Source organism: Sulfurimonas sp. CVO (assembly GCF_009883775.1).
GTDB classification, from domain to species: Bacteria; Campylobacterota; Campylobacteria; order Campylobacterales; family Sulfurimonadaceae; genus Sulfurimonas; species Sulfurimonas xiamenensis.
In genome coordinates this window covers 554,862-580,612 of the sequence record NZ_CP033720.1, presented here as the reverse complement: position 1 = coordinate 580,612, position 25,751 = coordinate 554,862, and the positions used below count along the sequence as shown (strand labels likewise).

At 36.5% G+C, this 25,751-nt stretch carries 30 protein-coding genes; 1 reads left to right on the top strand and 29 read right to left on the bottom strand.

The genetic code is table 11. The features are described from left to right. Window positions 1-9 precede the first annotated feature (9 nt). From atpG to CVO_RS02845, 23 genes are all read right to left on the bottom strand, one after another. Window positions 10-897: an ATP synthase F1 subunit gamma gene (gene atpG / locus CVO_RS02950; protein WP_152299644.1), complete on the bottom strand. Its 888-nt coding sequence runs from the start codon at window positions 895-897 to the stop codon at window positions 10-12. A 10-nt stretch (window positions 898-907) separates the two neighbouring features. Then, window positions 908-2,425, bottom strand: coding sequence for a F0F1 ATP synthase subunit alpha (gene atpA, locus CVO_RS02945; RefSeq protein WP_152299645.1), 1,518 nt, complete (start codon window positions 2,423-2,425; stop codon window positions 908-910). Between the two features lie 21 nt (window positions 2,426-2,446). After that, window positions 2,447-2,980, bottom strand: coding sequence for a F0F1 ATP synthase subunit delta (locus CVO_RS02940; protein ID WP_152299646.1), 534 nt, complete (start codon window positions 2,978-2,980; stop codon window positions 2,447-2,449). Next, window positions 2,981-3,496 (bottom strand): F0F1 ATP synthase subunit B, encoded by a 516-nt coding sequence (locus CVO_RS02935; RefSeq protein ID WP_152299647.1) that lies wholly within the window; start codon window positions 3,494-3,496, stop codon window positions 2,981-2,983. Window positions 3,497-3,505: 9 nt separating this feature from the next. Further along, window positions 3,506-3,928 (bottom strand): FoF1 ATP synthase subunit B', encoded by a 423-nt coding sequence (locus CVO_RS02930; RefSeq protein WP_152299648.1) that lies wholly within the window; start codon window positions 3,926-3,928, stop codon window positions 3,506-3,508. 125 nt (window positions 3,929-4,053) lie between these two features. Next, window positions 4,054-4,896, bottom strand: a complete 843-nt coding sequence (locus tag CVO_RS02925; protein WP_152299649.1) for a ParB/RepB/Spo0J family partition protein — start codon at window positions 4,894-4,896, stop codon at window positions 4,054-4,056. Next, a complete protein-coding gene (locus CVO_RS02920; protein WP_152299650.1) occupies window positions 4,893-5,678 on the bottom strand; it encodes a ParA family protein in 786 nt (261 codons plus the stop codon). Before CVO_RS02920 ends, CVO_RS02925 begins: the two co-directional genes overlap by 4 nt. After that, window positions 5,675-6,310: a biotin--[acetyl-CoA-carboxylase] ligase gene (locus CVO_RS02915; RefSeq protein WP_152299651.1), complete on the bottom strand. Its 636-nt coding sequence runs from the start codon at window positions 6,308-6,310 to the stop codon at window positions 5,675-5,677. Before CVO_RS02915 ends, CVO_RS02920 begins: the two co-directional genes overlap by 4 nt. After that, the gene (fmt, locus tag CVO_RS02910) at window positions 6,291-7,199 is read right to left on the bottom strand and encodes a methionyl-tRNA formyltransferase (RefSeq protein ID WP_159569908.1); all 909 of its coding nucleotides are present in this window, start codon (window positions 7,197-7,199) and stop codon (window positions 6,291-6,293) included. The genes CVO_RS02915 and fmt overlap by 20 nt, the downstream gene beginning before the upstream one ends. Next, window positions 7,199-7,963 (bottom strand): glutamate 5-kinase, encoded by a 765-nt coding sequence (gene proB, locus CVO_RS02905; protein WP_152299653.1) that lies wholly within the window; start codon window positions 7,961-7,963, stop codon window positions 7,199-7,201. The genes fmt and proB overlap by 1 nt, the downstream gene beginning before the upstream one ends. 4 nt (window positions 7,964-7,967) lie before the next feature. Beyond that, window positions 7,968-9,074, bottom strand: a complete 1,107-nt coding sequence (obgE, locus tag CVO_RS02900) for a GTPase ObgE (protein WP_159569906.1) — start codon at window positions 9,072-9,074, stop codon at window positions 7,968-7,970. A gap of 186 nt (window positions 9,075-9,260) precedes the next feature. Further along, the gene (gene rpmA / locus CVO_RS02895) at window positions 9,261-9,518 is read right to left on the bottom strand and encodes a 50S ribosomal protein L27 (RefSeq protein ID WP_152299655.1); all 258 of its coding nucleotides are present in this window, start codon (window positions 9,516-9,518) and stop codon (window positions 9,261-9,263) included. 26 nt (window positions 9,519-9,544) lie between these two features. Then, window positions 9,545-9,853 (bottom strand): 50S ribosomal protein L21, encoded by a 309-nt coding sequence (gene rplU / locus CVO_RS02890; protein WP_152299656.1) that lies wholly within the window; start codon window positions 9,851-9,853, stop codon window positions 9,545-9,547. Between the two features lie 309 nt (window positions 9,854-10,162). Next, window positions 10,163-10,504: a hydrogenase/urease nickel incorporation protein HypA gene (gene hypA, locus CVO_RS02885; RefSeq protein ID WP_159569904.1), complete on the bottom strand. Its 342-nt coding sequence runs from the start codon at window positions 10,502-10,504 to the stop codon at window positions 10,163-10,165. Next, a complete protein-coding gene (locus tag CVO_RS02880; RefSeq protein WP_159569901.1) occupies window positions 10,497-12,152 on the bottom strand; it encodes a hydrogenase maturation protein in 1,656 nt (551 codons plus the stop codon). Before CVO_RS02880 ends, hypA begins: the two co-directional genes overlap by 8 nt. 4 nt (window positions 12,153-12,156) lie before the next feature. Then, a complete protein-coding gene (hypE, locus tag CVO_RS02875; protein WP_159569899.1) occupies window positions 12,157-13,155 on the bottom strand; it encodes a hydrogenase expression/formation protein HypE in 999 nt (332 codons plus the stop codon). Then, a complete protein-coding gene (locus CVO_RS02870; RefSeq protein WP_152299660.1) occupies window positions 13,148-13,426 on the bottom strand; it encodes a hypothetical protein in 279 nt (92 codons plus the stop codon). Before CVO_RS02870 ends, hypE begins: the two co-directional genes overlap by 8 nt. A gap of 172 nt (window positions 13,427-13,598) precedes the next feature. Continuing rightward, window positions 13,599-14,741: a hydrogenase formation protein HypD gene (hypD, locus tag CVO_RS02865; RefSeq protein WP_159572095.1), complete on the bottom strand. Its 1,143-nt coding sequence runs from the start codon at window positions 14,739-14,741 to the stop codon at window positions 13,599-13,601. Window position 14,742: 1 nt separating this feature from the next. Beyond that, the gene (locus CVO_RS02860; RefSeq protein WP_152299662.1) at window positions 14,743-15,033 is read right to left on the bottom strand and encodes a HypC/HybG/HupF family hydrogenase formation chaperone; all 291 of its coding nucleotides are present in this window, start codon (window positions 15,031-15,033) and stop codon (window positions 14,743-14,745) included. After that, window positions 15,033-15,821, bottom strand: coding sequence for a hydrogenase nickel incorporation protein HypB (gene hypB, locus CVO_RS02855; protein WP_159569897.1), 789 nt, complete (start codon window positions 15,819-15,821; stop codon window positions 15,033-15,035). Before hypB ends, CVO_RS02860 begins: the two co-directional genes overlap by 1 nt. A gap of 148 nt (window positions 15,822-15,969) precedes the next feature. Beyond that, entirely contained in the window at window positions 15,970-16,137 is a 168-nt protein-coding gene (locus CVO_RS09835; RefSeq protein WP_241690997.1) for a hypothetical protein, read from the bottom strand. A gap of 38 nt (window positions 16,138-16,175) precedes the next feature. Beyond that, window positions 16,176-16,298 (bottom strand): hypothetical protein, encoded by a 123-nt coding sequence (locus CVO_RS09870; RefSeq protein ID WP_256365632.1) that lies wholly within the window; start codon window positions 16,296-16,298, stop codon window positions 16,176-16,178. Between the two features lie 23 nt (window positions 16,299-16,321). Further along, on the bottom strand, window positions 16,322-16,849 hold the full coding sequence (locus CVO_RS02845) for a HupE/UreJ family protein (protein ID WP_159569895.1): 528 nt from the start codon (window positions 16,847-16,849) through the stop codon (window positions 16,322-16,324). Between the two features lie 132 nt (window positions 16,850-16,981). Here CVO_RS02845 and CVO_RS02840 point away from each other — a divergent pair, with 132 nt between their 5' ends. Next, complete coding sequence (locus tag CVO_RS02840; protein WP_159569893.1) at window positions 16,982-17,647, top strand: transposase; 666 nt, start codon at window positions 16,982-16,984, stop codon at window positions 17,645-17,647. On the opposite strand, the gene hypF is transcribed toward CVO_RS02840, so the two are convergent. The 6 genes from hypF to CVO_RS02810 are packed head-to-tail and all read right to left on the bottom strand — an operon-like array spanning window position 17,632 to window position 25,724. Continuing rightward, entirely contained in the window at window positions 17,632-19,881 is a 2,250-nt protein-coding gene (gene hypF, locus CVO_RS02835; RefSeq protein ID WP_159569891.1) for a carbamoyltransferase HypF, read from the bottom strand. The two genes, CVO_RS02840 and hypF, sit on opposite strands and share 16 nt — an antisense overlap. Beyond that, window positions 19,878-21,548, bottom strand: a complete 1,671-nt coding sequence (locus CVO_RS02830; RefSeq protein ID WP_159569889.1) for a hydrogenase — start codon at window positions 21,546-21,548, stop codon at window positions 19,878-19,880. The genes hypF and CVO_RS02830 overlap by 4 nt, the downstream gene beginning before the upstream one ends. Further along, window positions 21,545-22,090, bottom strand: coding sequence for a HyaD/HybD family hydrogenase maturation endopeptidase (locus tag CVO_RS02825; RefSeq protein WP_159569887.1), 546 nt, complete (start codon window positions 22,088-22,090; stop codon window positions 21,545-21,547). Before CVO_RS02825 ends, CVO_RS02830 begins: the two co-directional genes overlap by 4 nt. A gap of 9 nt (window positions 22,091-22,099) precedes the next feature. Then, window positions 22,100-22,813 (bottom strand): Ni/Fe-hydrogenase, b-type cytochrome subunit, encoded by a 714-nt coding sequence (cybH, locus tag CVO_RS02820; protein WP_159569885.1) that lies wholly within the window; start codon window positions 22,811-22,813, stop codon window positions 22,100-22,102. A 10-nt stretch (window positions 22,814-22,823) separates the two neighbouring features. Continuing rightward, complete coding sequence (locus tag CVO_RS02815; RefSeq protein WP_159569883.1) at window positions 22,824-24,557, bottom strand: nickel-dependent hydrogenase large subunit; 1,734 nt, start codon at window positions 24,555-24,557, stop codon at window positions 22,824-22,826. A 15-nt stretch (window positions 24,558-24,572) separates the two neighbouring features. Beyond that, window positions 24,573-25,724, bottom strand: a complete 1,152-nt coding sequence (locus tag CVO_RS02810) for a hydrogenase small subunit (protein WP_159569881.1) — start codon at window positions 25,722-25,724, stop codon at window positions 24,573-24,575. Window positions 25,725-25,751: the final 27 nt, after the last annotated feature.

Sequence of the window (25,751 nt, the reverse complement as noted above, 5' to 3'; positions counted from 1 at the left end):
TTTTCTCCATTATTTCATAGACTCCACACCGCTTATAATTTCTATAAGCTCTGTAGTAATAGCTGCTTGTCTAGCTTTATTAAATTGAACATTTAATGACCTAACCATATCTTTTGCATTGTTTGTCGCCGTGTCCATAGCCTGCATTCTAGCACTATGTTCTGCAGCCACAGAATCAATCAATGAATAGTACATTGCATACTGCACATATCTATTTACCAAAGAATCTAACATCTTCTCTTCATCTTGAGATTCTATCTCAAGCATAGATTTTTCTGCTTCACCACACTCAAATTGAGTTGAATCAACTGGTAATAACTTATTTACATGCAACTCTTGAGTTATCATGTTTTTATAGCCGTTATACACAATATGTAAAGCATCAATCTTTCCATCTTTAAAATCTTCAATGGAAGAGATGATAAACTCATCCGAACGATCTTTGTCAGGATTTGAGCTAAGATTTGCAACTGCATCAAAAAGTTCAACTTCGTTATATTTAAAGAACTCAATGCCTTTTTTACCGATTCCGCGTAAACGCACTTTTACATTTTTTGCTTTATACTCTGTTAATAATTTTTTAACAGCTTTAATAGTTTGAATATTAAAACCACCACATAAACCTTTATCAGCAGTTACAAAAACAATGTCAACAGTTTTTGGATTTTCAATCTCTACAAAACATCGATTGTCAAGTCCACCAACTTTGTTACATTTTATACGCCCAGCAATTTCGGCAATTACCTGATTCATTTTTGCAGCATAAAGACGAGAACGCTTTGCAAGTTCTTCTGCACGACGAAGTTTTGCAGTCGATACAAGCTTCATAGCGCGAGTCGTCTTTTGAGTGTTAGAAACACTCTTAATCTGTCTTTGAATATCTTTCAAGTTTGCCATAAGTTTTTCCTTACGCTACTACGAAGCTAGCTTTGAACTCTTCAAGTGCTTTCAACATTAGTGCTTTAGTATCATCATCTACTTTAGAACTGCTTCTAATATTCTCAAATATTTGAGGATAAGATGCTTCAATGAATGGATACATCTCTGCTTCAAAACGAACAACATTAGATGAATCCATATCATCTAAAAAGCCTTCATTCCCTGCAAATATTATCATAACTTGCTTTTCAACAGAAAGCGGAGAAAATGGAGGCTGCTTTAAAACTTCCACCATTCTTTGTCCACGCTCTAATTGATTACGAGATGTCTCATCAAGATCAGATGCAAACTGTGCAAAAGCTTGAAGTTCACGATACTGAGCAAGATCAAGTCTTAATGTACCTGCAACTTGTTTAGTTGCTTTAATCTGAGCGGCACCACCAACACGAGAAACTGAAAGACCAACATTAATTGCCGGACGAATACCTGAGTTAAAAAGCTCAGTTTCAAGGAAAATTTGACCATCAGTAATAGAGATAACATTTGTCGGAATATATGCTGAAACATCGCCTGCTTGCGTTTCAATAATTGGAAGAGCAGTTAACGAACCTGCACCTCTTTCATCAGAAACTTTTGCAGCTCTCTCAAGAAGACGAGAGTGAATGTAAAAAACATCACCCGGATATGCTTCACGGCCCGGAGGACGACGAAGAATAAGTGACATTTCACGATAAGCAACTGCATGTTTACTTAAGTCATCATATACAATAAGACCATGTCTAGCGTTATCACGGAAATACTCGCCCATAGTAACACCGGTATATGGAGCTAAAAATTGAAGTGCTGCTGCTTCAGACGCCGTAGCAGAAACAACAATAGTATATTCCATTGCGCCATGCTCTTCCAAACGACGAATAATTTGTGCAACAGTCGACTCTTTTTGACCGACTGCAACATAGATACATACAACACCGTTACCCTTTTGGTTGATAATAGCATCAAGCGCAACTGTTGTTTTTCCAGTTTGTCTATCACCGATAATAAGCTCTCTTTGACCTCTACCGATTGGAACAAGTGCATCAATTGCTTTAATACCAGTTGCTAATGGCTCATGAACAGATTTTCTATCCATAATACCAGGAGCTTTTTCTTCAACAAAACGAGTTTCTGTTGTCTCAATAGGGCCTTTACCGTCGATTGGTTCACCAAGAGCATTTACAACACGCCCAAGAAGTGCATCACCGACAGGAACACGAAGAAGTTTGCCCAGTCTTTTAACAGTCATGCCCTCTTTCAATGTTGCTCCTGCACCAAGAATAACGATACCCACAGTGCTTTCCTCAAGGTTCATAACCAAACCTCTTGTTCCCTCTTCGAACTCTACCATCTCTCCAGCCATAACATTGCTAAGGCCATAAACCTGCGCAACACCATCAGCATAAGAAACGATTTTACCCGTTTCATTAATATCAACACTTAGTTCAAAGTTGTCAATACGCTCTTTTATTATTGAGCTGATTTCATCAGCTTGAATTTTTGCTACCACTACACATCTCCTCTCATGAAGTTAAATTGCTTTTGCAATATGTTCTATAATTTGACTATTAATTCTTGATTTAGAAAAACTTATCTCTATACCAAGATCTTCAACATCTACTTTTATACCATTAAAATTTTCTTTTACCAATTTCAACGATATATTAGAATCAAATTTACTGCCTAAACCGTTACCTAAATCTTCTATAACTTTTGAATCCATATCACTATCACTATATATAATTCCATTATAGTTTTTAGTTGTTATTGCTATATCTTTTCTCATCACTTCTGCTATTGCAGGAATAATGTTAATACGATTGTGTTCAACAAGTAGTTTAATTAAGTTTTCAACAATATTAGAATCAGCTGATTTTACGGCCAATAACAAAATATCAGCTTTTTGTTTTTTACTGATATCAGGATTGTTCATAACTTGATTAAACTTTTCATTATTAAAAGATTCAGCTAAAACAGAAAATATAGAAGCTATTTTTTGTATCGATTCAATATCAAGACCTTGCTTAATAGCTTTTATATATCTTTTTGCAATTAACTCTTCCATTTATGCCACCTTCTTTAAGATAACATTAGCCATAGCTTCTTTATCAAAACTATCATCACTTTGACTTAATACTTCTTTAAGTGTATTCTCAACAACATTTCTAACCATTTTTCTTTGCTCAAATTCAATTAGTATAGATTGTTGTTTAACAATTGTTTCAATATCTGCATCACATTGAGTAATAATACTATCATTAATAATTTTATTCTCTTTTTTAGAACTAACTATCAAATCTTGTGCAAATTTTTCAGCTGCTGATATTTTAGCAAGCGCCTCTTTTTTTAATAAATCAGTCTCTTTTAACTTTTCTTGTACTTTTTTCATTTCATCAGCAATAGACTGACTTCTTGAAGAAAAATAGTTTTTTACAGGTTCGGCAACAAGATACCAAATAAGCCCTGCAAATAGTAAAAAGTTAACTGTTCTTTGAACAATATCTGTTTCTGCATGTTCTGCACCACTAGATGCTAATGCAAAGGTTGATATCATTAGCATAAATACTAAAATTCTACTCACATTACATCCTTATATTTGACTAAATTTAGCTTTGACAGCTTCTTTAAACATTGGGATTTGTAATTTAAGATCACTTTCCAATTGTTCACGATTTCGAGCAAGTTCTTGCTCAAATTCTAAATACTGACTAGCTAATTCAGCACGCTTTGCTTCTAACTTACTATCTGCTAACTCTTTAGCATCCGCAATAACTTTCTCTCTTAAGGCCGCAGCTTCCAATTTAGCGTTTGCAATTATTGATTGCGCTTTTGATTCAAGCTCGTTGATTTCATCATCATTAGAACCTACTTTTTCCAAGTCTTTCTTGATGTCCTCATCTCTTTTTTTCATATAAGCGAATAATGGATTGTAAAGCCAACTGTTTAGAACGGCAATAAGTGTAAGAAACACGATTAATGTAGCTACAAGTAGTATCGGATTTATATCTAACATAGCACCTCCTAAAAGTTGCGTGATTATACTATCTTAAAATTAAAAGAATTGTTAAACTGACAAAATATTTAAATTTTTTTTATATTTTTATGAAAAATTATAAATTTATTTTAATTTATACTATTTTAATTTGAAAAATAACTCAACAAATCTTTTATTTGATCTTCGCTTTCAAACTCTATTATTAATTTTTTATTAGAACTTTTACTCTTAAATCCAAGTTCTGATAATTTATCTTTAATATTTTTAAAATTATATGAAACTGTTTCTATTTTATCATTCAACTCTTTGTTGTTGTTTTTAATGTTTTTTATAATTGACTCAACATCCCTTACACTTAACTTTTGTCCAACAATTGAGTTAACGATTAGCTGCTGCTGTTTTTCATCAAGACCAATTAAAACTTTAGCATGTCCTGTACTAATTTTTTTTTCTACTAAAGCTTTTTGCGTTTTTGACGAAAGTTGCAACAATCTGATAGTATTTGTGATATGTGTTCTGCTTTTATGAATTCTAGCAGAAAGCTCATCTTGTGTTATACTGTGCAGCTTAATAAGCTCAGCATAAGCATGTGCCAATTCTATTGAATTTAACTCATCTCTTTGAATATTTTCAATAAGTGCAAACTGCCTCATTTTATGCTCATCACTATTTAAAATAATGGCACGAATTGACTTTAATTTTGCAAGCTTTGATGCACGAAGTCTTCTCTCTCCTGCAATAAGCATATACCCGTCAACATCTTCCGTTACTACTACAGGTTGAAGCAGCCCGTTGCTTTTTATAGATTCGCTAAGTTCATACAATGAACTCTCTTCAAAATGTTTTCTTGGCTGAAATGGATTGGGTCTAATATCTTTTAGTGGAATCTCTACAATAGAATCTTTTTGAGAAACTTCATTCTCATACGCCTCATCTATTTCACCTAACAGTGCACCTAAACCTCTACCTAATTTTTGTGACTTCATATTTCCATAATCGCTTGTGCTAAATTTTGATATGATATAGAACCGCTTGATTTTACATCATATAAAATCACAGGTTTCCCAAATGATGGAGACTCTGCTAATTTTACATTTCTTGGCACTACTATAATTTCTCCATTTTCATCTTTAAAAAGTTTGCTGTCAAAATGTTGTTTTAAATCAGCAAAAACTTGTTTGGATAGATTATTTTGAACACTAAACATAGTTGGTAAAAATCCTTTAATATTTAACTTTTGATTAATTGATTTTCTTACTAGTTTTACAGTATTTAAAAGCTGCGCCAAACCTTCAAGTGCAAAAAACTCACACTGTATAGGAATGATTACAGAATTGGAAGCAGAGAGTGCATTTATGGTCATCGGTCCAAGTGCCGGAGGAGAGTCTATAATGATATAGTCATAATCTTTTAAGACATTTGCTATAGCTTTTTTCAAAACTAGTTCACGCCCTTTAGAGTTTTGCGCATCATAATACTCCTTTTCAATTCCAACCAACCCTATATTTGAAGGTGCCAAATGAAGTGTAGGCAGTTCAGATTTTAAAATAATATCTTTTAATTTTTTTGTTCCGATTAGTACATGATAAATATTAAATTCATAATCATTTCTGTGAAATCCCAAAGATGTAGTAGCATTGGCTTGCGGATCAGAGTCTATTAAGAGCACTTTTTTTTCTGCAACTGCAAGTGATGCAGCTAAGTTTACGGCAGTCGTCGTTTTGCCTACACCACCTTTTTGATTTGCAATTACAATTACTTCACTCATCTTAAACTATATATCCTTTCACCATTGATTACAACCGAACCATCACTCTGTAGTGACGCATCTTCTAAAGAAATTCTTAAATTTTTATCATGTGTATAAAAGTTTTGATTTCTATAAAATTCTAACTTATATTTACTAAAAACTTGCTTCCATGAACTCTTTTTTTTAATGTTTATAAAATATCTTTCAATCAACTTTTCTCTGTTAACTTTTATATCTAATTTTTCAAAACTTTCAGGCGCCTCTGTTATATTTAATCCAACTCCGCAAACAAGGCTCTCTTTGATTATATTAGTAATCATACCGCCTGCTTTTTTATTTTTTATGTAAAAATCATTGGGCCACTTAAGCCAAACTTTTGAACCAAACTCTTTAAGAGTCTCTTTTAAAATATAAGAAAAATAAATAGATGCAGATTCAAGTTTCAGATCTTTTGGCAAATCTTGCAAAGAAAGCGCAAAAGATAAAAAAAGATTATCTCTGCCTTCGCTCCAAGAGTTTCCTCTGCTTCCGATTCCTGCTGTTTGAAAATTTGCAACCACGGCATAAGGAGGAGAAATTTTATTATTTTGAATAAGCTCTTTTAGATATTTTTGCGTTGAGTCTACACTCTCAAGATAGAGTATCTGCAACCCCTATCCTTTTTCCATTTATATACGAGAGGATGTCCATCTCTTTTTTTGATTCTGGTTGTACATTATAGACTCTTATGCTGCCTTTTTTGCATCCCACAATAATAGAATCTTTTTCAATTTTTAAAATTTTACCGCTCTCGTTTTGAGTCTCATTCTCTAAAAACTCTATCCTTTTTAGTTTCAATTTACTTGAGAGGTATACTCCCGGCCAAGGAGTAAATGCGCGATACTTGTTAAAAAGAGTTTTTGCTTCTTCAAATGTAACTTCACCATCTTGTTTTGTAATTTTTGTACAATGAGAAGATTTAGAATTATCCTGTTTAACCGGGGTATATTTATTAAAATTCTCTAAAACATCAACAGTAAGCTCGCATGCAACATCAGCAAGTTTATTAAAGAGTGATTCTGCCATCTCATTTTTATCTATATCAATCTCTTTAATTTTTATGATATCTCCCGTATCAAGACCTTCATCCATAAGCATTGCTGTTACGCCGGTTTTTCTTTCTCCCTTTAAGAGAGCTTGCTGGATTGGACTTGCTCCTCTATATTGTGGCAGTATCGAGGCATGAAGATTTATGCATGGGGCATGTTCTAATATTTCACGAGGCAATATCTGCCCATAGGCTGCCACTACAATGTAATCACACTCTATTTTTTTAAGCTCTTCAATAACATCCGCTTCTCTTAATCGATTTGGCTGATAGACTTTAATGTTATTTTGAAGTGCTACAGTTTTAACAATTGAAGGCGTAAGAACTTTTTTTCTTCCTACAGGTTTATCCGGCTGTGTATAAACAGCAACCACTTCCATATCTTTTGTGGTTATAATTTTTTCTAAAATCCTAGCGGCATACTCCGGTGTTCCCATGAAAATTATTTTCATCACTTGACCTTAGTAAAAAGAGTTCCGCCTAAATGCCTGTTTTGCAACATAAGACTCTTTATATCGCTCAAATCATATCCGCTTGTTAAAACCATATCTATGCCGTGTTTTAAAAGATAATTAGCAGCTTTAAGCTTTGTTAAAATTCCGCCGGTTGCAAAAGCTCCATGTGGACTAGCCTCTTTCTCTAACTCATTCTCATCAATACTGTTTACAATTTTAAGTATTTTTGCATCTGAAAATTTTCTCGGATCTTTATCATAATAAGCATCAATATCTGAAAGAATAATAAGTAAATCAGAATCGGTATATTTTGTAATATATGCGGAGAGCTGATCATTGTCTCCAACGACTAACTCTTTTGTGGAAGTAGCATCATTTTCATTAATAATAGGAATAACACTGTTTGAGAGAAGCGTATTGACGGTATCTTTGATTCTTTGTATCTCATCATCTCTTTGCAAATTTGCAGCCGTTACTAAAACTTGTGCTGTCAAAATATTGTGAGTTGCAAATTTTTTACTATATTTGTTCATCAAAATTGGCTGTCCAATAGATGCCAGAGCTTGTTTATTTTGCAATATGCCTCTATCTAATTTTAACGCTGTATATCCAGCTGCAACTGCACCTGATGAAACCAGTATAACTTCATTGTTTTTTCTTAATTCTGCCAAAAAATCTACTAATTCTCTCATTCTAGCAAGCGCAATGGAATCGTCTTGCGTTAAAACAGCACTTCCTACTTTTACAACTACTCTTCTCATTTTTTTATAACTCGGATCGTTTGGATTGAACTAATTTAAATAAAGCCTTTTTAAGCGGTTCAATATTTTTTTGTGTCGCCGATGATATCGGTGCAACAAAATATGGAAGTGATCTATCATATCCAAGTGTTTCATCTGCACTATCTTGAATAAAATATGGAATTGAATCGTCAAACCCAATATCACTGTTTTTAGTGGCTTTTACTCCTACTATTTCTAAAAAATTACTGACCAGATCAGTTATTTCATCTGGAGAAACTGCATCTGATCTTGTTAATGCAATGGCATATTTACTATTTGCCAGCTTATCTGAGAACGCAGATACTTCAGCCTTTAAGGTGTCTATCTGCTCTTTTAAATCTCTGTACGATGCCAAGTCAACCATAAAAAGAAGAATCTCCGTTCTTTCTATGTGTCTCAAAAATTCTATTCCAAGACCTTTGCCCTCATGAGCTCCGCCTATAATTCCTGGAATATCAGCCATTATAAACGACTCGAAATCACCAATATTTACCTGACCAAGTTTTGGCGTAAGAGTAGTAAACTCATAGTTTGCAATCTCAGGACGAGCATTTGAGAGTGTTGAAATCAGGGTTGATTTACCTACATTTGGAAAACCGACCAAACCAACATCGGCAATAAGCTTAAGATCAAGTTTAATTCTTCTTGTTTCACCCTTTTCTCCGGGTTGCGCATAAGTAGGTCTTTGATTTGTAGATGACTTAAAGTGGGTATTTCCAAGCCCGCCTTTTCCACCTTTTAAAAACAGCTCTTCTTGCCCATCTTCTAACATATCAAACAGTATTTCACCACTGTCCTGATCAATTATCTGTGTACCCGGCGGTACTATAATAACTTTTTTTGCACCAGATTTTCCCGTCATGCTTGAACCTTCACCTGGAGCACCATTATCTGCTTTTATATGCATCTTTTTTTGAAAATGAGAAAGCGTATGAGTGTTGTTATCGCATTTAAACCAGATGTCACCACCTTTGCCGCCGTCTCCGCCGTTTGGTCCACCGTTTACAACAAATTTTTCACGGCGAAATGCTACACACCCTTGACCGCCCTTTCCTGAAGAGACCGTTAATTCAACGCTATCTGTAAACATATATATTTTCCTTGATATTTAAATACCTGATGTTACGCACTATTATAAAAGGTGTGTAAAGTCAGTTAATACTTAAAAATTTACTAGTAACAATAAAAAGTAAACTATTAAATATTTAAAATTTTTTAGGCGCACGACCTAATATTGAAGTAGAAATATTTGAGCCTAGGCTCAAATATTGTAGAATTATGCAGCGGGGATAATTGAAACTTGTTGGCGTTTTTTATCTTTTCTATGAAATGATACAACACCGTCAACCAATGCATATATAGTATGGTCTTTGCCCATGCCTACATTTTTACCAGGGTGAACTTTAGTTCCTCTTTGACGAATAATAATGTTTCCTGCTATTACAGCTTCTCCACCATACTTCTTTACACCAAGTCTTCTACCAGCCGAGTCACGATTATTCTGTGTACTACCTTGACCTTTCTTATGTGCCATCTTAAATCTCCTTGAGTTTTTTTAGCTTATGCCGCTATTTTTGTAATACGAACGCGCGTATAATCTCTTCTAAAGCCTCTTTTTACTTTAGAATCTTTACGACGACGCTTCTTAAAAGTCATAACTTTTTTATCACGACCTTCATTGATAACCTCAGCAGTTACAACAGCACCCTCTACGAATGGTGCTCCAACTTTAAGTTCACCTGCGTTAACAGCTAGAACTTCTTTAATCTCGATAGAAGCTTTAGGTTCAAGAGACATTTTATCAAATAATAAAATATCACCCTCTTGAACTTTATACTGCTTGCCACCGTTTTTGATAATTGCGTACATCTACAATTCCTTAAATCTTTAAATACTTGGGTCCCTATGGGCGCATTAAATTTACATTCCCATTGGTTTTGTTTCTACAAAAAGTTCGAAATTATACTCTTACAAGCTTTAAGTATTGTTTAACTTAAATAAAAAGTTTTCAATTTAAATATCTAAACTACAAATTTAGCTACTTTTATAAACATCATTTCTTCAAAATATTGTAAACTTATTGAAAAAAAGGTATAAAAATTATAAATTTGCTATTTATTTACTCTATTTTTCTACTGTAACTATATAAAGAGAATAATTCAACCATATTTCACACATCTACTCAAGCTCTAACTGCATCAAATACATATCTTCACCCTCAAGAATCTCAATATCCGTATCTTTACATTTTGGACAACAATAATCTATACTTTTTAAAACTGACTCATTTAAACATTTGTTGCATTTTATAACGATTTGCTGGATATTTATAACAAACTCCGCCTCTTCACAGAGCGTCTTTTCTTTAAATGTATCAAATGCGGTTCTTAAAAGCTCAGGCTCTACCCCACTCATAACGCCGATTTTAACTACGACTTTAGTTACTTTTGTAGCGTTGTTTTTTGCGGCATTTTCTTCGCATGAATCTAAAAGAGACTGCACTATACTGTATTCATGCATCTAAATTTCCTTTTAATCTTTGAGGTGTTTCAATAGAGCAGACTTTATAAACAAAATCATGTCTTAGCTTATGAAACGAGCTATCTTCATTCCAAAATTCCAAGTGCATCGTCTTTAACTCATTCTCTTTGCACTCATTTATAAACTCTCTGTTTCTTTGCAAATAATCCTCTTTTTCATATATAAAATCATCATATTTGTCTTGCATATTTGCCAGTTTATCGGTAAAACTTCTTAATTGCTCAAAATAGTTCTCTTTTTCAAAAACCTCATCCACCATATTTATCTCTTTCGCTTGAGCGGCATTTATGGGCAGACAACGCTCCAGCAGCTCTTTTGACTTGTGCGCACCTACTCTTTTTGGCAGTGTGTAAGTATGATACTCGCTTCCGCTAAGACCCAAAGTTTTATAGTGCGGATTTAAAACAACATCTTTACATGTCACAACATAATCACAAGCAAGAGCCAAAAACACTCCTCCTGCTCCTACATTTTTATGCAGAGATGAAACTGTTATAATATCATCAGCAAAAAGTATCGATTTTACGACATCATTCATGGCATTTATGTTGCTCCAGCCGTCCTCTCCCTGTTTTTTAGAGTCCTCAAGAATATTTAGATGTATGCCGTTGCTAAAAAAATCTTCTCCTCCCATTAAAACTATAACCTTGCAGCTCTCTTTTAGATACTCAAACGCGTACTTTAGCCTGATGCACTGTTCAGAATGCATAGCGCCGTTGTGAAAGTTAAAATAGAGATAGCCTACTTCGCCTATAACTTTTGAGCTAATCTCATGAAAAGTTTTTTCTTTCTCTTTGACTATCAACGGCAAACGAATCTCTTTAATACCTTTGATTTTATCTTTTAAAACATAGGTCGAGGGAAGTTTGAACCTGCCGACTTCTGACATGTGGCTTATCCATAAAGCACCGTCAATCGTGCCGACGCAAATCGCGCCGTCTCTTTTGGCGATTATCTCTTTGGGTTTTCCTCTGAACTTTTCTTCTTCCCACGCTCCAAAGAGATAACACTCTACACCTAAAAACTCATCTTTTACACCCGGAAAACTATCGCTTACATGTATCTTTTTTATGATCTCTTTTGTCGTATCTCTTTGCCAATCTATGGCTCTCTCTTTTTGCGTTAAGTAATTATGCATCGGCATTTTGAGTTGAGGAGTGGGTTTAAACTCTTTGTCGTCCAAATTCTTAAGCAGCTCTTTTAACGCTTTTGAGGCGGCATCAGCGACTTCGTTTCTGTAGATGGAAGCCTTTGTCGCATCTCTCATCTCAAACCTGACTTCGGCGTATATATCTCCGCCGTCAAACTCTTCGTTTGCTCTGAGTATGACAACGCCCCACTCTTTTTTATCTTCCCTTATGGCATGGTCGAGCGCGTTGTGTCCTCTGTCTCCTCTTATGCCGGGATGGAGAATAAAAGTGGGAATTTTTAGAAATATCTCTTTTGGAAGGTATTTTTTCAAGTAAGGACAAAAGATGATATCGGGCGCAAACGCGTCAACACTTTGCATCATCGCCTCATTGCTTATGGCATACTGCACCGAGACCGTATGATTCATCTCTTGAAGCTCACAAAAAACTCTTTGCGTAAGAGAGTTAAAGGCAGATACGATAAGAAGTATTTTCATAGCTTTAGCAAATCCTTGGAAGCAGCTCGCCGCTTGGCGTATCTAAAAACCGTGAAGTTCCCCAACTGCTCTTTAAAACGACTTTTTTTAGATGCGTATCCGTTACTTTGCCAATTATCGCTGCATTTTTGCAACTCTCAAAAGTTTTTAAAATCTCAACTGCTCTTGGTGCATTTTCATGATTTATCGCCAACACAAAAGTACCCTCATTTGCCAAAGCCGTCGCTTCAAAACCGAGCATTTCACAGATGCCTTTTACCTCATCGCTGACAGGGATACTCTCCTCTTGCACTTCTATACAGATATCTGACTGCCTCGACCACTCGTTTAAAACAGCACTTACTCCGCCTCTGGTTGCGTCTCTCATAGCCGTTATCTTTATATCTGCGTCCAAAAGAGCCTTTACCTGAGGAAAAAGCGACTCACAATCACTCTGCAAAGAACTGCTCATCTCAATGCCTTCGCGCGCAACAAAGATAGCCGCACCGTGACAGCCGATATCACGGTTTACGATGATGAGATCATCTTTTGTTATGTTGTTGGAGCTGATACCCTTTTTCAAAACTTCGCCGATTCCCGTAGTGTTTATGAAAATCTTATCGACACTTCCGCGAGGCACAACCTTGGTGTCTCCGCTCACGACAATCGCACCGTTTACCTCAAGCTCTTTTTTCATACTTCGCACGATTCTCTCTAACTCTCTAGTCTCAAAACCCTCTTCGATAATCACGCTACATGTCAAATATTTCGGCTTCGCCCCCATCATGGCAAGGTCGTTACATGTACCGCAGATAGCAAGCTTGCCTATGTCCGCTCCCGCAAAAAAAAGAGGCGAAACCGTAAAACTATCAGTTGAAAATGCCAACTCCCCGTTATGGATAATAGCCGCATCTTCGCTTTTGTCGAGGATGTCGTTTTTAAAAGCCTTGTAAAAAACTTTAGAGATAAGTTCGTTGTTCTCTTGCCCGCCGTTACCCTGTGCTAATGTTATGGTTTTAGTCATCTGCTTTCTCCATTGTATTTATTATATTCACTTTCCAGTATCCACCTTTGTTCGCACCTGCTTGTTTTGTATTTTTTTCGTTCCAATGCTCCAAAGGCTGTAAAGACTTCAAAATTAGGAAGCGATGTATGCACTCCCATCGGAGAAGATGGGAACGAGGAGAAATTTTCCTATCAAGTTTAAAATATTTATGAAGCAGTGGCGTATCTATGATATGCTCTTTTAGCTTTTTATCTTTTACTTTACTGTATTCATATATTATATTTAACATATTACTTCCTCAGCCATAGCGCTATTTTCATCTAGCATCACACAAGTTGTACCTCTCGCACTCTCTTTTCAAAAGTTATAAAATTGCAATTTTTGAATATCACTTTTTTCTAAAACATACCTTTCACAATCAACATGTATATTTTATCCGAAGTAGGGTTTTTTCTTTCATATTAAATTAAATTCCCATATTTATAGTACGCGGCACACGCGCCCTCGCTGCTTACCATGCAGCTTCCAATGGGTGAAGTCGGTTTGCATGCGGTTCCAAAGAGAGTGCATTCGGGCGGGTTTGCCATGCCTCTCAGTATATCTCCGCAGATGCATAGTTTGTGGTCTTCTATCTCGCCGAGTGGCAGAACATCTTTGTAGACTATCTCTGTGTCATACTCTTTGAACTCAGGCTTTAGTTTTAGTCCGCTTTTAGGAATATTGCCCAAACCTCGCCATTTGAACAGGTCTCTTTTTTCAAAATATCTCTCTATTAGCTCCTGCGCTTTGACATTTCCATCATATGTCACAAGCCGTTTGTACTCCACTTCAAGCTCGCATCTGCCCTCTATGAACTGTTTGACTATCATGCTAATTGCCTGCATGACATCAACAGGCTCAAAACCCGAGACAACCACGGGGCGGTTATAATCACGCGGAAACTCTTCATAGATTTTACTTCCGCTTATCACGCTTACATGTGAGGGTCCTAGAAATGCGTCTATTTTGTTGTTGTAACTATCTACATGCACATCTCTGCTATCTATCAGCTCACGCATAACTTCGGGAACGGTTACATGGTTTATGTGAAAGAAGATGTTTTTGATGTTCTGCTTTATAACCGCATCAAGAAGTGCAGCTGTCATCGGCGTAGTCGTCTCAAATCCTATGGCAAAAAAGATGACTTTTTTAGTAGGATTCTCTTTTGCAATCTTTAGACACTCTAGCGGAGAATAGACAAAACGAACATCTGCACCCTTGCTTCTTGCAGTTTGCAGACTTCCGTTGCTTCCGGGTACTTTTATCATATCGCCTAGAGTCACAAGTATCACATCAGGCTGCATACTTAAAACATAAGCATGATCAATGCGCTCTTTTGGCATGATACAAACCGGACAGCCGGGACCGTGGATAAACTTGATGTTTGATGGCAGAAGCTGAGGAAGACCGTACTTCATAATAGTATGCGTATGTCCGCCGCAGACTTCCATGATGTTTATAGGATTTTTCAGCTTTGCCGCATCCTCTTTTATGATTTTTGCATAGGCTTTTATGGTGTCTGCGTCTCTAAAGTCATCATAAAGATTTTTAAGTTCCAAACCCATTTTAGACTTCTCTATTTGGACACTCATCTACTTCTAAAATCGCCAGCCGCCTATCCTCTTCGTTCATAGCATCTATAATCTCTCTATAAAGCTCCAAACTCTCTAACGCCTCTTTTTCATCGATTTTGTTCATCACAAATCCGATATGCAAAAGCACATAATCGCCTACATGTATATCCTCTTGGCTCATCAAAGATAAAGAGGCTTCCCTTTGCACGCCCATCGTATCGACTGTCGCTATTTCATTTTTTTTATCTATTTTTACTACTTTTGAGGGTATTGAAAGGCACATTATCTCATTCCTATTTTAAACTTTATCCACGCAGCCACTTTTTTGATGGACTCTTCATCTTTGGTACTTACTTCAAGTATGTCAACACTAGGTTTTAACTTTCTTGCAGTCTCTTTCTCTTTTTGGATGTCGTATTCAAAATATGGAAGCAGGTCGGTTTTAGTAAAAAGAATCAAATCTGCTTGACGAAACATAACGGGATATTTTGCTATCTTATCTTCGCCCTCGGGAACACTGACAAGTACTATGTTTAAGTGGCTTCCTACATCATAACTAGCAGGGCATACGAGGTTTCCGACATTCTCTACAAAACATACATCCATATTGTCCAAATCCATGTGATGCAAAGCTTTATGAACCATAAACGCGTCCAAATGACAAGCCGAACCCGTTTGAATCTGATGAGCCTCTATCCCTTTTGCTTTGAGTCTGTCCGCATCGCGGCTCGTCTCCAAGTCACCCTCAACGACACAAAATTTAAACTCGCCCAAATCCGACAAACTCTCCAAAAGTGCCGTTTTTCCGCTTCCGGGAGAGCTCATAAGATTTATACACAAAACACCGTGAGAGTTAAAATGCTCACGATTATGCTGTGCCTCTTGGTCATTTTTATCTAAAATTTTTGTAATTACCGAGATGGTTTTAGGGTCGTTTAGCTGTGGATTGTCATGCAGATGTTTATGAGCGCTCTGATGTTCATGAGAATCCCGATGATGATGTTCATGTGAATGATTCTCTTTCTGAGAGTGACTATGTTCTACAATGCTGCAGCCGCAATCTTTACACATATTTATATCCTTAATTTTATTTCATAAAATGAAGGAAGCCCTTCATCTGATTTATTACGGTATCGGAAGTAATTCCGATACCTACATTAACACTTTGTTTCCTTCGGCAGAAGACCCTCGGCACTTATGCCTCTTTCTATCTGATTTTCTATCCGATTAACATGTTAGAGCCGACAACGACTGAGACGACTCCGGCAATTGCAAAAACTCTTCTTAAATTCTGTTTTGAGTTTAATAGATTTTTATTAATATAGAGTATAACTGCCCCGAAACCTACAAATATACTCATAACTCTAAGCGTAAACGCAAAAACCATTACAAAATCAACACTCTGTTCCTTAATTACTCCAAGCGTTATAAGTATCGTCTTTTTTTGTTTTTGCCGATTGAGAAATCTGCAATTGCAGTCAAATGATCAGGTCCAAAAGCATGAAACACACCATACCAAAATATAAGAAGTAAGCCTAAGTGCTCCATACAAAACCTTTTGTGTTTTTAAACTACGCTAATTCTAGCGCCTCAACTTGTGAGCGTTTTTCAAGAATACGCGTATATCCGTAAGCCAAAACGATTCCGCTAAGGTGAAGCATAAGAGTTGTAAGACTAAATCCTAGCATATAAGTTACAAAATTTCCGCCCTGAAACTCAGACCCGTGGGCAAAACCGTGGAACATTCCAAAAAATGCAATGATTGCAATAATAACATTTAATGAAATCTTTTTCGCATAACCGATAAGTGCAAAAACAACTGCGATGGAAAGCAAAATGCCCTCTTCGATGAACAATATCTCAACACCCATAAAACCAATTACTGCCGCTAACATCATTGCACCCATAAATGCCACTAAAAGTAAATAACCTTTTTTCTGAGAAAGAAAAGCAACCATACCGACGCCCACCATCGCCAAGATATGATCTAAACCGCTGATAGGATGTAAAAATCCACTCCCAAATCCACCACTCTCCAAAGTAGTAGTGTGTCCAAAAGCCAACGCCGAGAATGATAAAAGCATCAATAACATTTTCATGATTTTTTCCTTAAATTGATTGTATCTCTATTCTTCTGAATAGCTGTTCATATTTTATATCTTTATTGTAAAAGTAACATTAATTTTCTTATTTCTTAGTTATTTTTGGTACTAAACATGGTAGAATATTTTATGAAATGTATCTACTGCCAACATACCAAACTCTACGAGCTGAAATCTGGACAGATGAAGTGTGCAAAATGCAAAAAAAAGTTCTCTGAAAAAAAAATAAAAACAGATTTAAAAATTATGGAGTATTTTTGCGAAAATTTCACAGTAAATGAAGCAAGCAAAAAACTCTTTATCAACTATATAACCCTCAAAAAAAGATATGAATTTTTTCGTCAACTAATCGCAAACTATTTAGAAAAAGCGTATCAAAACAAACAGATCATAGAGTACGATGAATATATCTACCTTGAGAAAAGCAAGAAAAAAGTAAAAGAGAACATTTTTGATGCGCAGAACTTTCTGACTCTTGCCTACGATGACAAAGTATACAACCTGCTTATGCCAAACCTAAACAAGTATAAAAATCAGTTTTTAGACAATAACATAGAAGAAGTCTATTTCAAAGAATTTTCAAAATTTATGATGCGCAACAAAATCTCAAAAACAAAAAAAAGAGAAAACCGAATCACACAGTTCTGGCTCTTTTTTGAAGAGTCTATTTTAAAATACAAAGGAGTTGGAAGTGAAAACTTTTTTTACTACTTGAAAGAGATTGAGTTTAAGTTTAACTACTCTAAAGAGATGCAGAAAGAAATATTAGCAGAGTTGTATCAAAATTCACTGTGAGATAAAACATAATAAGCCTGCCCCAAAGCGATTCCGCCGTCATTGGTAGCCGTTTCTTGTTGAAAGTAGCATTTGATTTTCTCTTGTTTTAACTCTTGACATGTAAGCTCAAGCAGAGTTTTGTCTTGAAATACTCCGCCGCTTAAAATCACTTCAAGTTTTTCTCGCTTTGAGATATCAACGATGATTTTTACAAGCGTGTTTATGAACATGGTATTTAGCTCTTTTTTATCCGGCTTGTTTTTTAACATGTACTCTGCTATTTTTATCTCAATTACGCCCTCTTCTATGTCGTAATCAAAATATTTTTCTATGTTCTTCTCATAAAAACTCTCACACAAAAGTCCGCTCTCGCCCTCATAGCTTACACTCTGGGCAATACCTGAAAATGAAGCCACGGCATCAAAGAGTCTTCCTACTGAGCTACTTTTTGGCGCGTTTAGATTTTTTAGGTAGCTTTGATGAAGTATTTTTATCTCATCTTTTGAAAAGGATTTCACAACATCTAGTTCAAGCTTTAAAACCTCTTCTAAAGAGAGTTTGTCAAAAAGCATACTGAGTGCTACTCTACGAGGCTCTTTTATAGCCTTTTCTCCGCCTAGAAGTTTTACCGTTTTGAAACTGTATTTGCGTTTGTCTCCTACAAAAATCTCTCCGCCCCATAGAGTACCATCATCGCCGTAACCCGTGCCGTCAAAACTGAATCCAAGATAATCACCCCTAAGTCCAAACTCCGCTTTACAGGCGTAGATATGTGCTAAATGATGCCCAACTTCTACAAGCTTTTTGTTCTGTTTTTTCGCCCATTTGGTCGTTTCATAGTTTGGATGTCTGTCATGCACTATGACACCCGGTTCAAAATCGTAAAAGCGTTTAAAACTCTCCAATGTTCTCTCAAAAAATCCAAAAGCCTCCATAGAGCCCAAATCCCCTATATGCGGAGATATGATTATGTTGTCGTCCATCACAAAAGCTATGGAGTTTTTTTGGTTTGCTCCGACTGCCAAAATCTTTTTCTCACTCTTAAAGGGAAGCTTTATTACCTTTGGAGCGTATCCGCGTGCAAGCCTTAGTATCTGGGTTTTGTCATCTACCACCTGAACAAGTGAGTCGTCAACACCGTTAATTATCTCTCTGTCAAAATCAAGAGTAAAATCAACAAAAGGAAGCTTTTTAAAAATATTTTCTGCGTTTATGATGATAGGCTCGTCGCCGAGATTTGCGCTTGTGGCAACTATGGGATTTTGCAGATAAGCAAAGAGAAGATGATGAAGAGCGGTGTATGGCAAAAAGCAGCCTATTCTGTCAATATTTGGAGCTAAAAAGTATGATATTTTGACATGTAGATTGTTTTGACATGTAAGCTTTTTCAGTACGACAATGGGCGCTTCTTTTGATGTTAGGAGCTGTTCTTCTTTCTCATTTACATACGCCAAAGCCTTTATCTGCTCCAAATCTTTACACATGATGGCAAAAGGTTTTGTGGGTCTGTGTTTAAACTCTCTTAACTTTTTTAGCGCCTCATCATTCGTTGCATCGCAGACTATATGAAATCCGCCTATGCCTTTTATGGCTAAAATATTTCCCTCTTCTATAAGAGATGCAACTTTTTGGATAATTTCTTTTTGAGCAATATCTACTTTTTTATCGCCTCTAAAAAGAGACAAAGAGGGTCCGCACTCGTTGCATGAAATAGGCTGTGCATGGTATCTTCTGTTTAAGGGATTATTGTACTCTTCTTCGCACGATCTGCACATCTTAAACTTCTGCATAGATGTGTTTTTTCTGTCATAGGGAACTGTTTTTATGATGCTATATCTCGGTCCGCAGTTTGTACAGTTTGTGGCAAAGTAGTTATGATATTTTCTGTTTTTCTCATCTTTTATATCTGCCAAACACTCTTGACATGTAGCGGTATCGGGAGGAATAAGAGCAGATTTGTATGAGGTTTTTGAGTCATCACAGCTTTGTATAATCGCAAAGCCTTTTTCTAAAAGCGGTTCTATCTCTGTTTTTTGTATCTCGTCTATTCTTGCAAGCGGCGGAAGTTTAAAGCGGAGCGACTCTTCAAAAAGCTCTATATCTTTTTGCTTTCCCTCTGCTTCAATTTCCACTCCGTTTATATCGTTTTTGACAAAACCTGCGAGTTTGAAATCGAGTGCCGACTTATATACAAAAGGACGAAATCCAACACCTTGAACCTGTCCTTTTATAATATATTTATATCTTTTCAAAACAATTCATTTCCGCCGTATAAAATATTTTTTCCATCAATTGGCAGCTCTTTATTAAAATAGAGATTATGATTTATAGAAACTTCTTTGCTAAGTTTACTAAAAAGATGTCTATTTTGTAAAAGTGAACCCGTTACAACCACAGCATCGCTTTTCATCTCCTCTTTTATCTCATCCAATTGAGTTGAGACAAACTCCACAAAACTCTCAATAACCCCGTAACTAAGCGTAAGTCTATCAACATCCGCCAGCTTGAAACTCATAGCGGTTCTAATCGTCATCAATGGGTCTAAGTAAACCTTAGAGTCAACTCTTTTTAGTTTATAGTCAATTCTTGGACCTTTTGTTCCAAAAAATGAACTCGCACTATCTTCAAGCACTTTTGCAGATGCAAAAAGATTTTTATCTTTTGAGTAACCTAAAACTATGGAAACTATACCCCAGAGTTTGTAAACATTAAACTCTTCTTCATTAAATGTTATGGCAGATATTGCCTCAAAATGCTCTGGAAATTTGTTTTTAAAGTTCTCTACCAGCTTCTTGCCGCTTTCATTTGAACTCATGATAGAATCAAACACATCTTTAACAGAGTCAAATTTAAACGCAAATGAGAGATACTCTATAGTTCCGAATTTTTTACAATAGACTAAAATATTATTGTGATACATTTTGGAGATGTTTACTCCAACAACCGTGTTATCAAACAAAGAGTGCTCTTTTATAACCGAGAAAAAAGCTCCTACATGAGGGATTAAATCATTGCTGTTACTTAGATTTTGATATGGCAGACCTTTTTCTCCTCTTACTATGGCGATATGATTATCGCCGACGACAACTTCGATAGGCTCTAGCTCTTTTTCATACTCCGCTAAATCAAACTTAACATCCAAAGGAAGCTTCTCTTTTGTTATAAAAATCAAGTTGATTCCGAGTTTGTTAAGCTCACTGAGTAAAAAATGCAAAACTAAATCATCAGGGAGTTTAAAACGGATAAGTTCATTTGCTACATCTTCAAAATCCATTTTAAATTTGATGTTTGTTTTTAACTTTACAAAAGGTTTCTCGATAGCTCCAAGTGCCGCCATTTCGCTGTTTGTAGCATTTGTGTAGTGTGTGGTCGTGCCTAAATCATAACTGATAATATCAAAATCAACCTCATTACATTTTTTACCTAATTTACCAACGAAATATTTTGAGTAAAATGTGTTTACTTCAACTACCAAACCATCGCTTATTGATTTTGCAAGATTTACAAAATCATCTTTATAGCTCTTTTTTTCGCCATTCACATCGTATCCGCAGACTTCACACTCATGAAAAATATTGTAATAGTTCTCATTTGATTCATCCATAACTTCACGCAAACACTTAGGGCAAAATGCCATAGGAAGTTTTTGTAATTGAGGTAAAACAGAACTCTCTTGCGGCATCTCATCTACGACTTTGACATCTGTTTCATGTAAAAAAATTGAGTGAGGCAGTTCAAGTGACAATCTGTTTGCAAAACTCTCCAACTCATCGCTATCATCTGATTTTACATACAAAAAAAGATTATCGCCCTTTTTTATAATTTTTGATTCAAGGAAAAACACTCCAAGCGTATTTAAAATTATTTTTTCATAAATCAAAGATGATGAGAGATAGTTAAACGAAAACTCCAATATCATTGCGTGCCTTTTAAGTATGTATATTTTGAAACCTCTTCTAGGGTTGTATTTTTTTTGATGAGAACTTTAACCCCGAAATCTTCTATATATTTTGTAATGACCTGCTCCATAGTTAGACTTGCTTTTAAAACTTCCGCTGTCATTGAAAAGGTACTGTTTTCCCCGATTACATAAGGAATGACACCCACTATTTTAGTTGGAGGCAAATCGCCTAACATCTCTATCATCTGAAGAGTTTGAAGCATTTCGACCTCATGAGCACTTCCATTCCATGTTATACATTCAGGCACATCGTTAAAGTCAAAACTGTAAACATCTCCGACTTCTCCATCTGCTACATTAACGCAGTCTATAAGTAAAACATTGTCATAATCAGTAATTATGGGTATAAGTCTCTGTGCCAATGTACCGCCGTCAAGAACATCAACAACATGTTCATCTGATACAAACTCATACTTTTCATCTATTAAATTTGCAAGATGAGGACCTATCCCCTCATCTCCAAATAAAATATTGCCGATGCCAAGAACTAAAATTTTCAATATAAACCCTTAATGTTTTCTTTTCCATCTATATCCGCTAAATATAGAATCAACTGTTCCCTCTTTTCCGTGAACTGCATTAAAAACTACCATGTAAACATGTCCGACTACAAAAAAGATTACTCCCCACATAAGCAGATGATGCAGCTCTCTCACGGCAGCAAGTCCGCCTAGCATCACTTCAAATTCTCTCATAATATCATAAAGCATTCCGCCTATTCCAAGATGAAAACTATGAACATAAAGAATAAGCCCTGTTATAATCAAACCTGTAATAGCGATGTAAAAGACAAAATAAGCCAAAAGTTGTATAACATTGTACGCTCCGCTTAACTTTGGATGCTTCGATAAAAGCAGATAATAACCTATCTGACTAAGCCAATTTTTAAGACTCAAAACATCCTTAAAAGAGTTGATTTCAATCTTATCTTTTACCGAAAAGAAGAAGTAGTATGTCTTTCCTATAAACATAGAAATCATAATAAATCCAAATATCTCATGTACACCTCTAAACTCTGCATTTAAAAAGTTTGTCGGTTCTGCATTTACTGCAGGAATTATAAAAGGAACAGAGAGATAAAACCCCGTAACCGTTAATATAATTATACTAAACACCCTAATCCAGTGGTGCCATCTATAAAACGAAGTAAACTCTAGCTCTCTTTCAATGGTTTCATCAGCATGATTAAGAGAATTTTTTTCTAATGTATCAACACTTTGCATAATGACTCCCTTAAATAGTGCATCCGCCGTAAAGCGGGTCGATTTTATACTGGCTTAATGTTTTGCCCTTTGTGTCCATTACATGTACTGCGCATGCTATACACGGGTCATAAGAGTGAATGATTCTGATTATCTCAAGCGGTTGCGTTAAATCCTCTATCTTTAGTCCGATTAAGTCCGCCTCGTAAGGTCCTTTTGCACCTTTAGAGTCCATCGGTCCCGCATTCCATGTTGAAGGAACTACCGCTTGATAGTTTTCGACAACGCCGTTTTTGATTCTAATCCAGTGGCTTAACATCCCGCGAGGCACATCGCCTATCCCTCTGCCTTTATACTCTTTATCTTTATCTATTACATAAGTAGCACAAGTTTCTTGATCAACTTTTAGGTTTTCTATCAGATTATTAAAAGCAACAAGCGCATTATCGGCAACAAGTTTTGCCTGCAGCATTCGCCCTGCCGTTCTTCCCAGAGTTGAAAACAGAGCAGCTGCAGGAATGCCTGTTTTAGCTAAGAACTCATTTACAACTGCTTGTACTTTTTTGTTCCCTTTTGCGTAACCGACCAGTATCGATGCCAACGGACCGACTTCCATAGGTTCACCGTTATATCTAGGCGATTTTATCCAGCTGTACTTCTCTTTTTCGTTAATCATCTTAGAATCTGTCATTTTGCCGTCAGGCCCGACTGATTGACCGTCTATAAAACCCGTATAGTTTGGATTTGTAGTTCCCTCATAAGGGTGTTGCGGGGCATCGTCTTTATACCAAGAGTGGGTAGCCTCTTCCGTTATCTTATCTTCATCAATCTCAAAAACCTTACTCAAATCTCCATTCATAATTATTCCGCTATCAAAAAGATACTCTTCTCTGCCTATCATAAACTCTTTATGCGCCATAAAGTTTTTAACACCCATAGGCTTCATAACCGAAGACTCGGTTTTATACATCTCTGCCGCCATTACGATATCGGCATAGTAAGCGTTGTTTACAAAATCTGCTATTGCTTGATACTTAACTAGATACTCTCCCATTCTAGCAGGATTCAGAAGATCCATTACACATGTAACTCCTCCGACTGCCAAACTTTGCGGATGAGGCTGTTTAGCGCCGAATATCGCCATCATCTGAGCCGCCGTTCTTTGAATCTCAAGTGCTTTTAAATAGTGCGAAAGCGCTATAAGGTTTTGCTCAGGTGTGAGTCTATATGTTTTATGCCCCCAGTATGCATTTGCAAATGGTCCTAGTCCTTGAGGATTTTTAGCAAATTTTGCCACTTTTTCTTTTACTTTTTTAAGCTCATTTTCGCCTGTTCCTATAGGATTGTCCGTATATTTAAAAGCCAATTTACTAGCTTTTGCCTCATCGGCTGAGAGTGCAGAGACGATATCGACCCAGTCAACTCCGTGAAGATGATAAAAATGAATAACATGGTCATGTAAAAACAGAGCCGCATTCATCAAAGTTCTTACAAGCTCCGCGTTATAAGGAATCTTAATTCCGAGTGCATCTTCAACGGCAATCGTACTTTTTAAATAGTGTGAATAGGTACAAACACCGCAAATTCTTTGCATCATAAGAGGTATGTTTCTAGGGTCTCTCCCTTTTGCTATTACCTCTAATCCTCTCCAAAGAGTCGAAGATACGAAAGCGTCTTGAACTACTCCGTCATCCCCTACTATTACTTCGGCTCTTAAATGTCCCTCTATTCTTGTTATGGGGTCAACTATTACTCTTTTTGACATATCTATACTCCTTAATTATTCTTTTGGGTTCTTAATTAGTGAAATCGCCGCGTGTGCCGCTATACCTATTGCAGTAACCGTTAAAATCCCAACACCGATTTTATCCGCCGTTGCATCTGCACCAAGACCGCCAAAAACCGTATGATAAAGTCTATCGCCAAGAGGTTCGTGAACGATTCCCATTTTATCCCAAAAATCAGGCTCACTGCATCCCATGCAACCGTGCCCTGCTTGAACAGGCCAAGAAGTACCTTGATTGAACTTCTGTTTTGAACAGTTGTTAAAAGTGTACGGTCCTTTACAGCCTACTTTGTAAAGGCAGTAACCATCTTTTGCACCTTCATCGCCGAACTGCTCTACAAATTCACCTGCATCAAATCTGCCTCTTCTCTCACATGCATCATGGATTCTAAGTCCGTAAGCCCATTTCGGTCTGTTAAAAACATCAAGCGCGGGAAGCGTTCCATAAAGAATAAAGTGAAGCAGTGTTCCCACAATATTGCTCTCGCTCGGCGGACATCCCGGTACATTTATAACAGGTCTGTCCGTTATGTTGCTAAGTGCCGTTGCATTTGTAGGATTTGGATATGCCGCTTGAACGCCTCCAAAAGATGAACAAGAACCGATTGCAAAAATAGCCGCAGCATTTTCTGAAGCTTCCCTTGCACTCTGTTCTCCCGTTTTACCGTGAGCACCGATAGTTAAAAAATAATCACTCTGAGCGTGCGGGATACCGCCTTCTACCATTAAAATATATCTGCCTTTATATTTTTCCATGGCATGTTCAAGATTGTGTTCAGCCTGCCAACCCGCCGCTGCCATAATCGTTTCATGATACTCTAACGAGATATAGTCGAATATTAGACTGTCTATGCTCGGAGTCGCAGACCTAAGGAGTGATTCGCTGCATCCCGTACACTCCGCCATATGAAGCCAAACTAAAGGAAGTCTATCGGCTAGTTCGGCAGCTTTTGCAACAAGAGGGGTAAAACTGGCAGGCAACATCAGCATGGATGTCATCGCCCCAGCCCAACCCATAAACTCTCTTCTTGAAAAGCCTTTCTCTTCAATCAACTTTGATATTGATACCTCATCATCAAGTTTTGGTAAATTTGACAACTCATCCAATCTAGAAGACAACTTGTTAAACAGACTGCTGTTTTTCATGACAAACCCCCTTTAATTTTAATTATA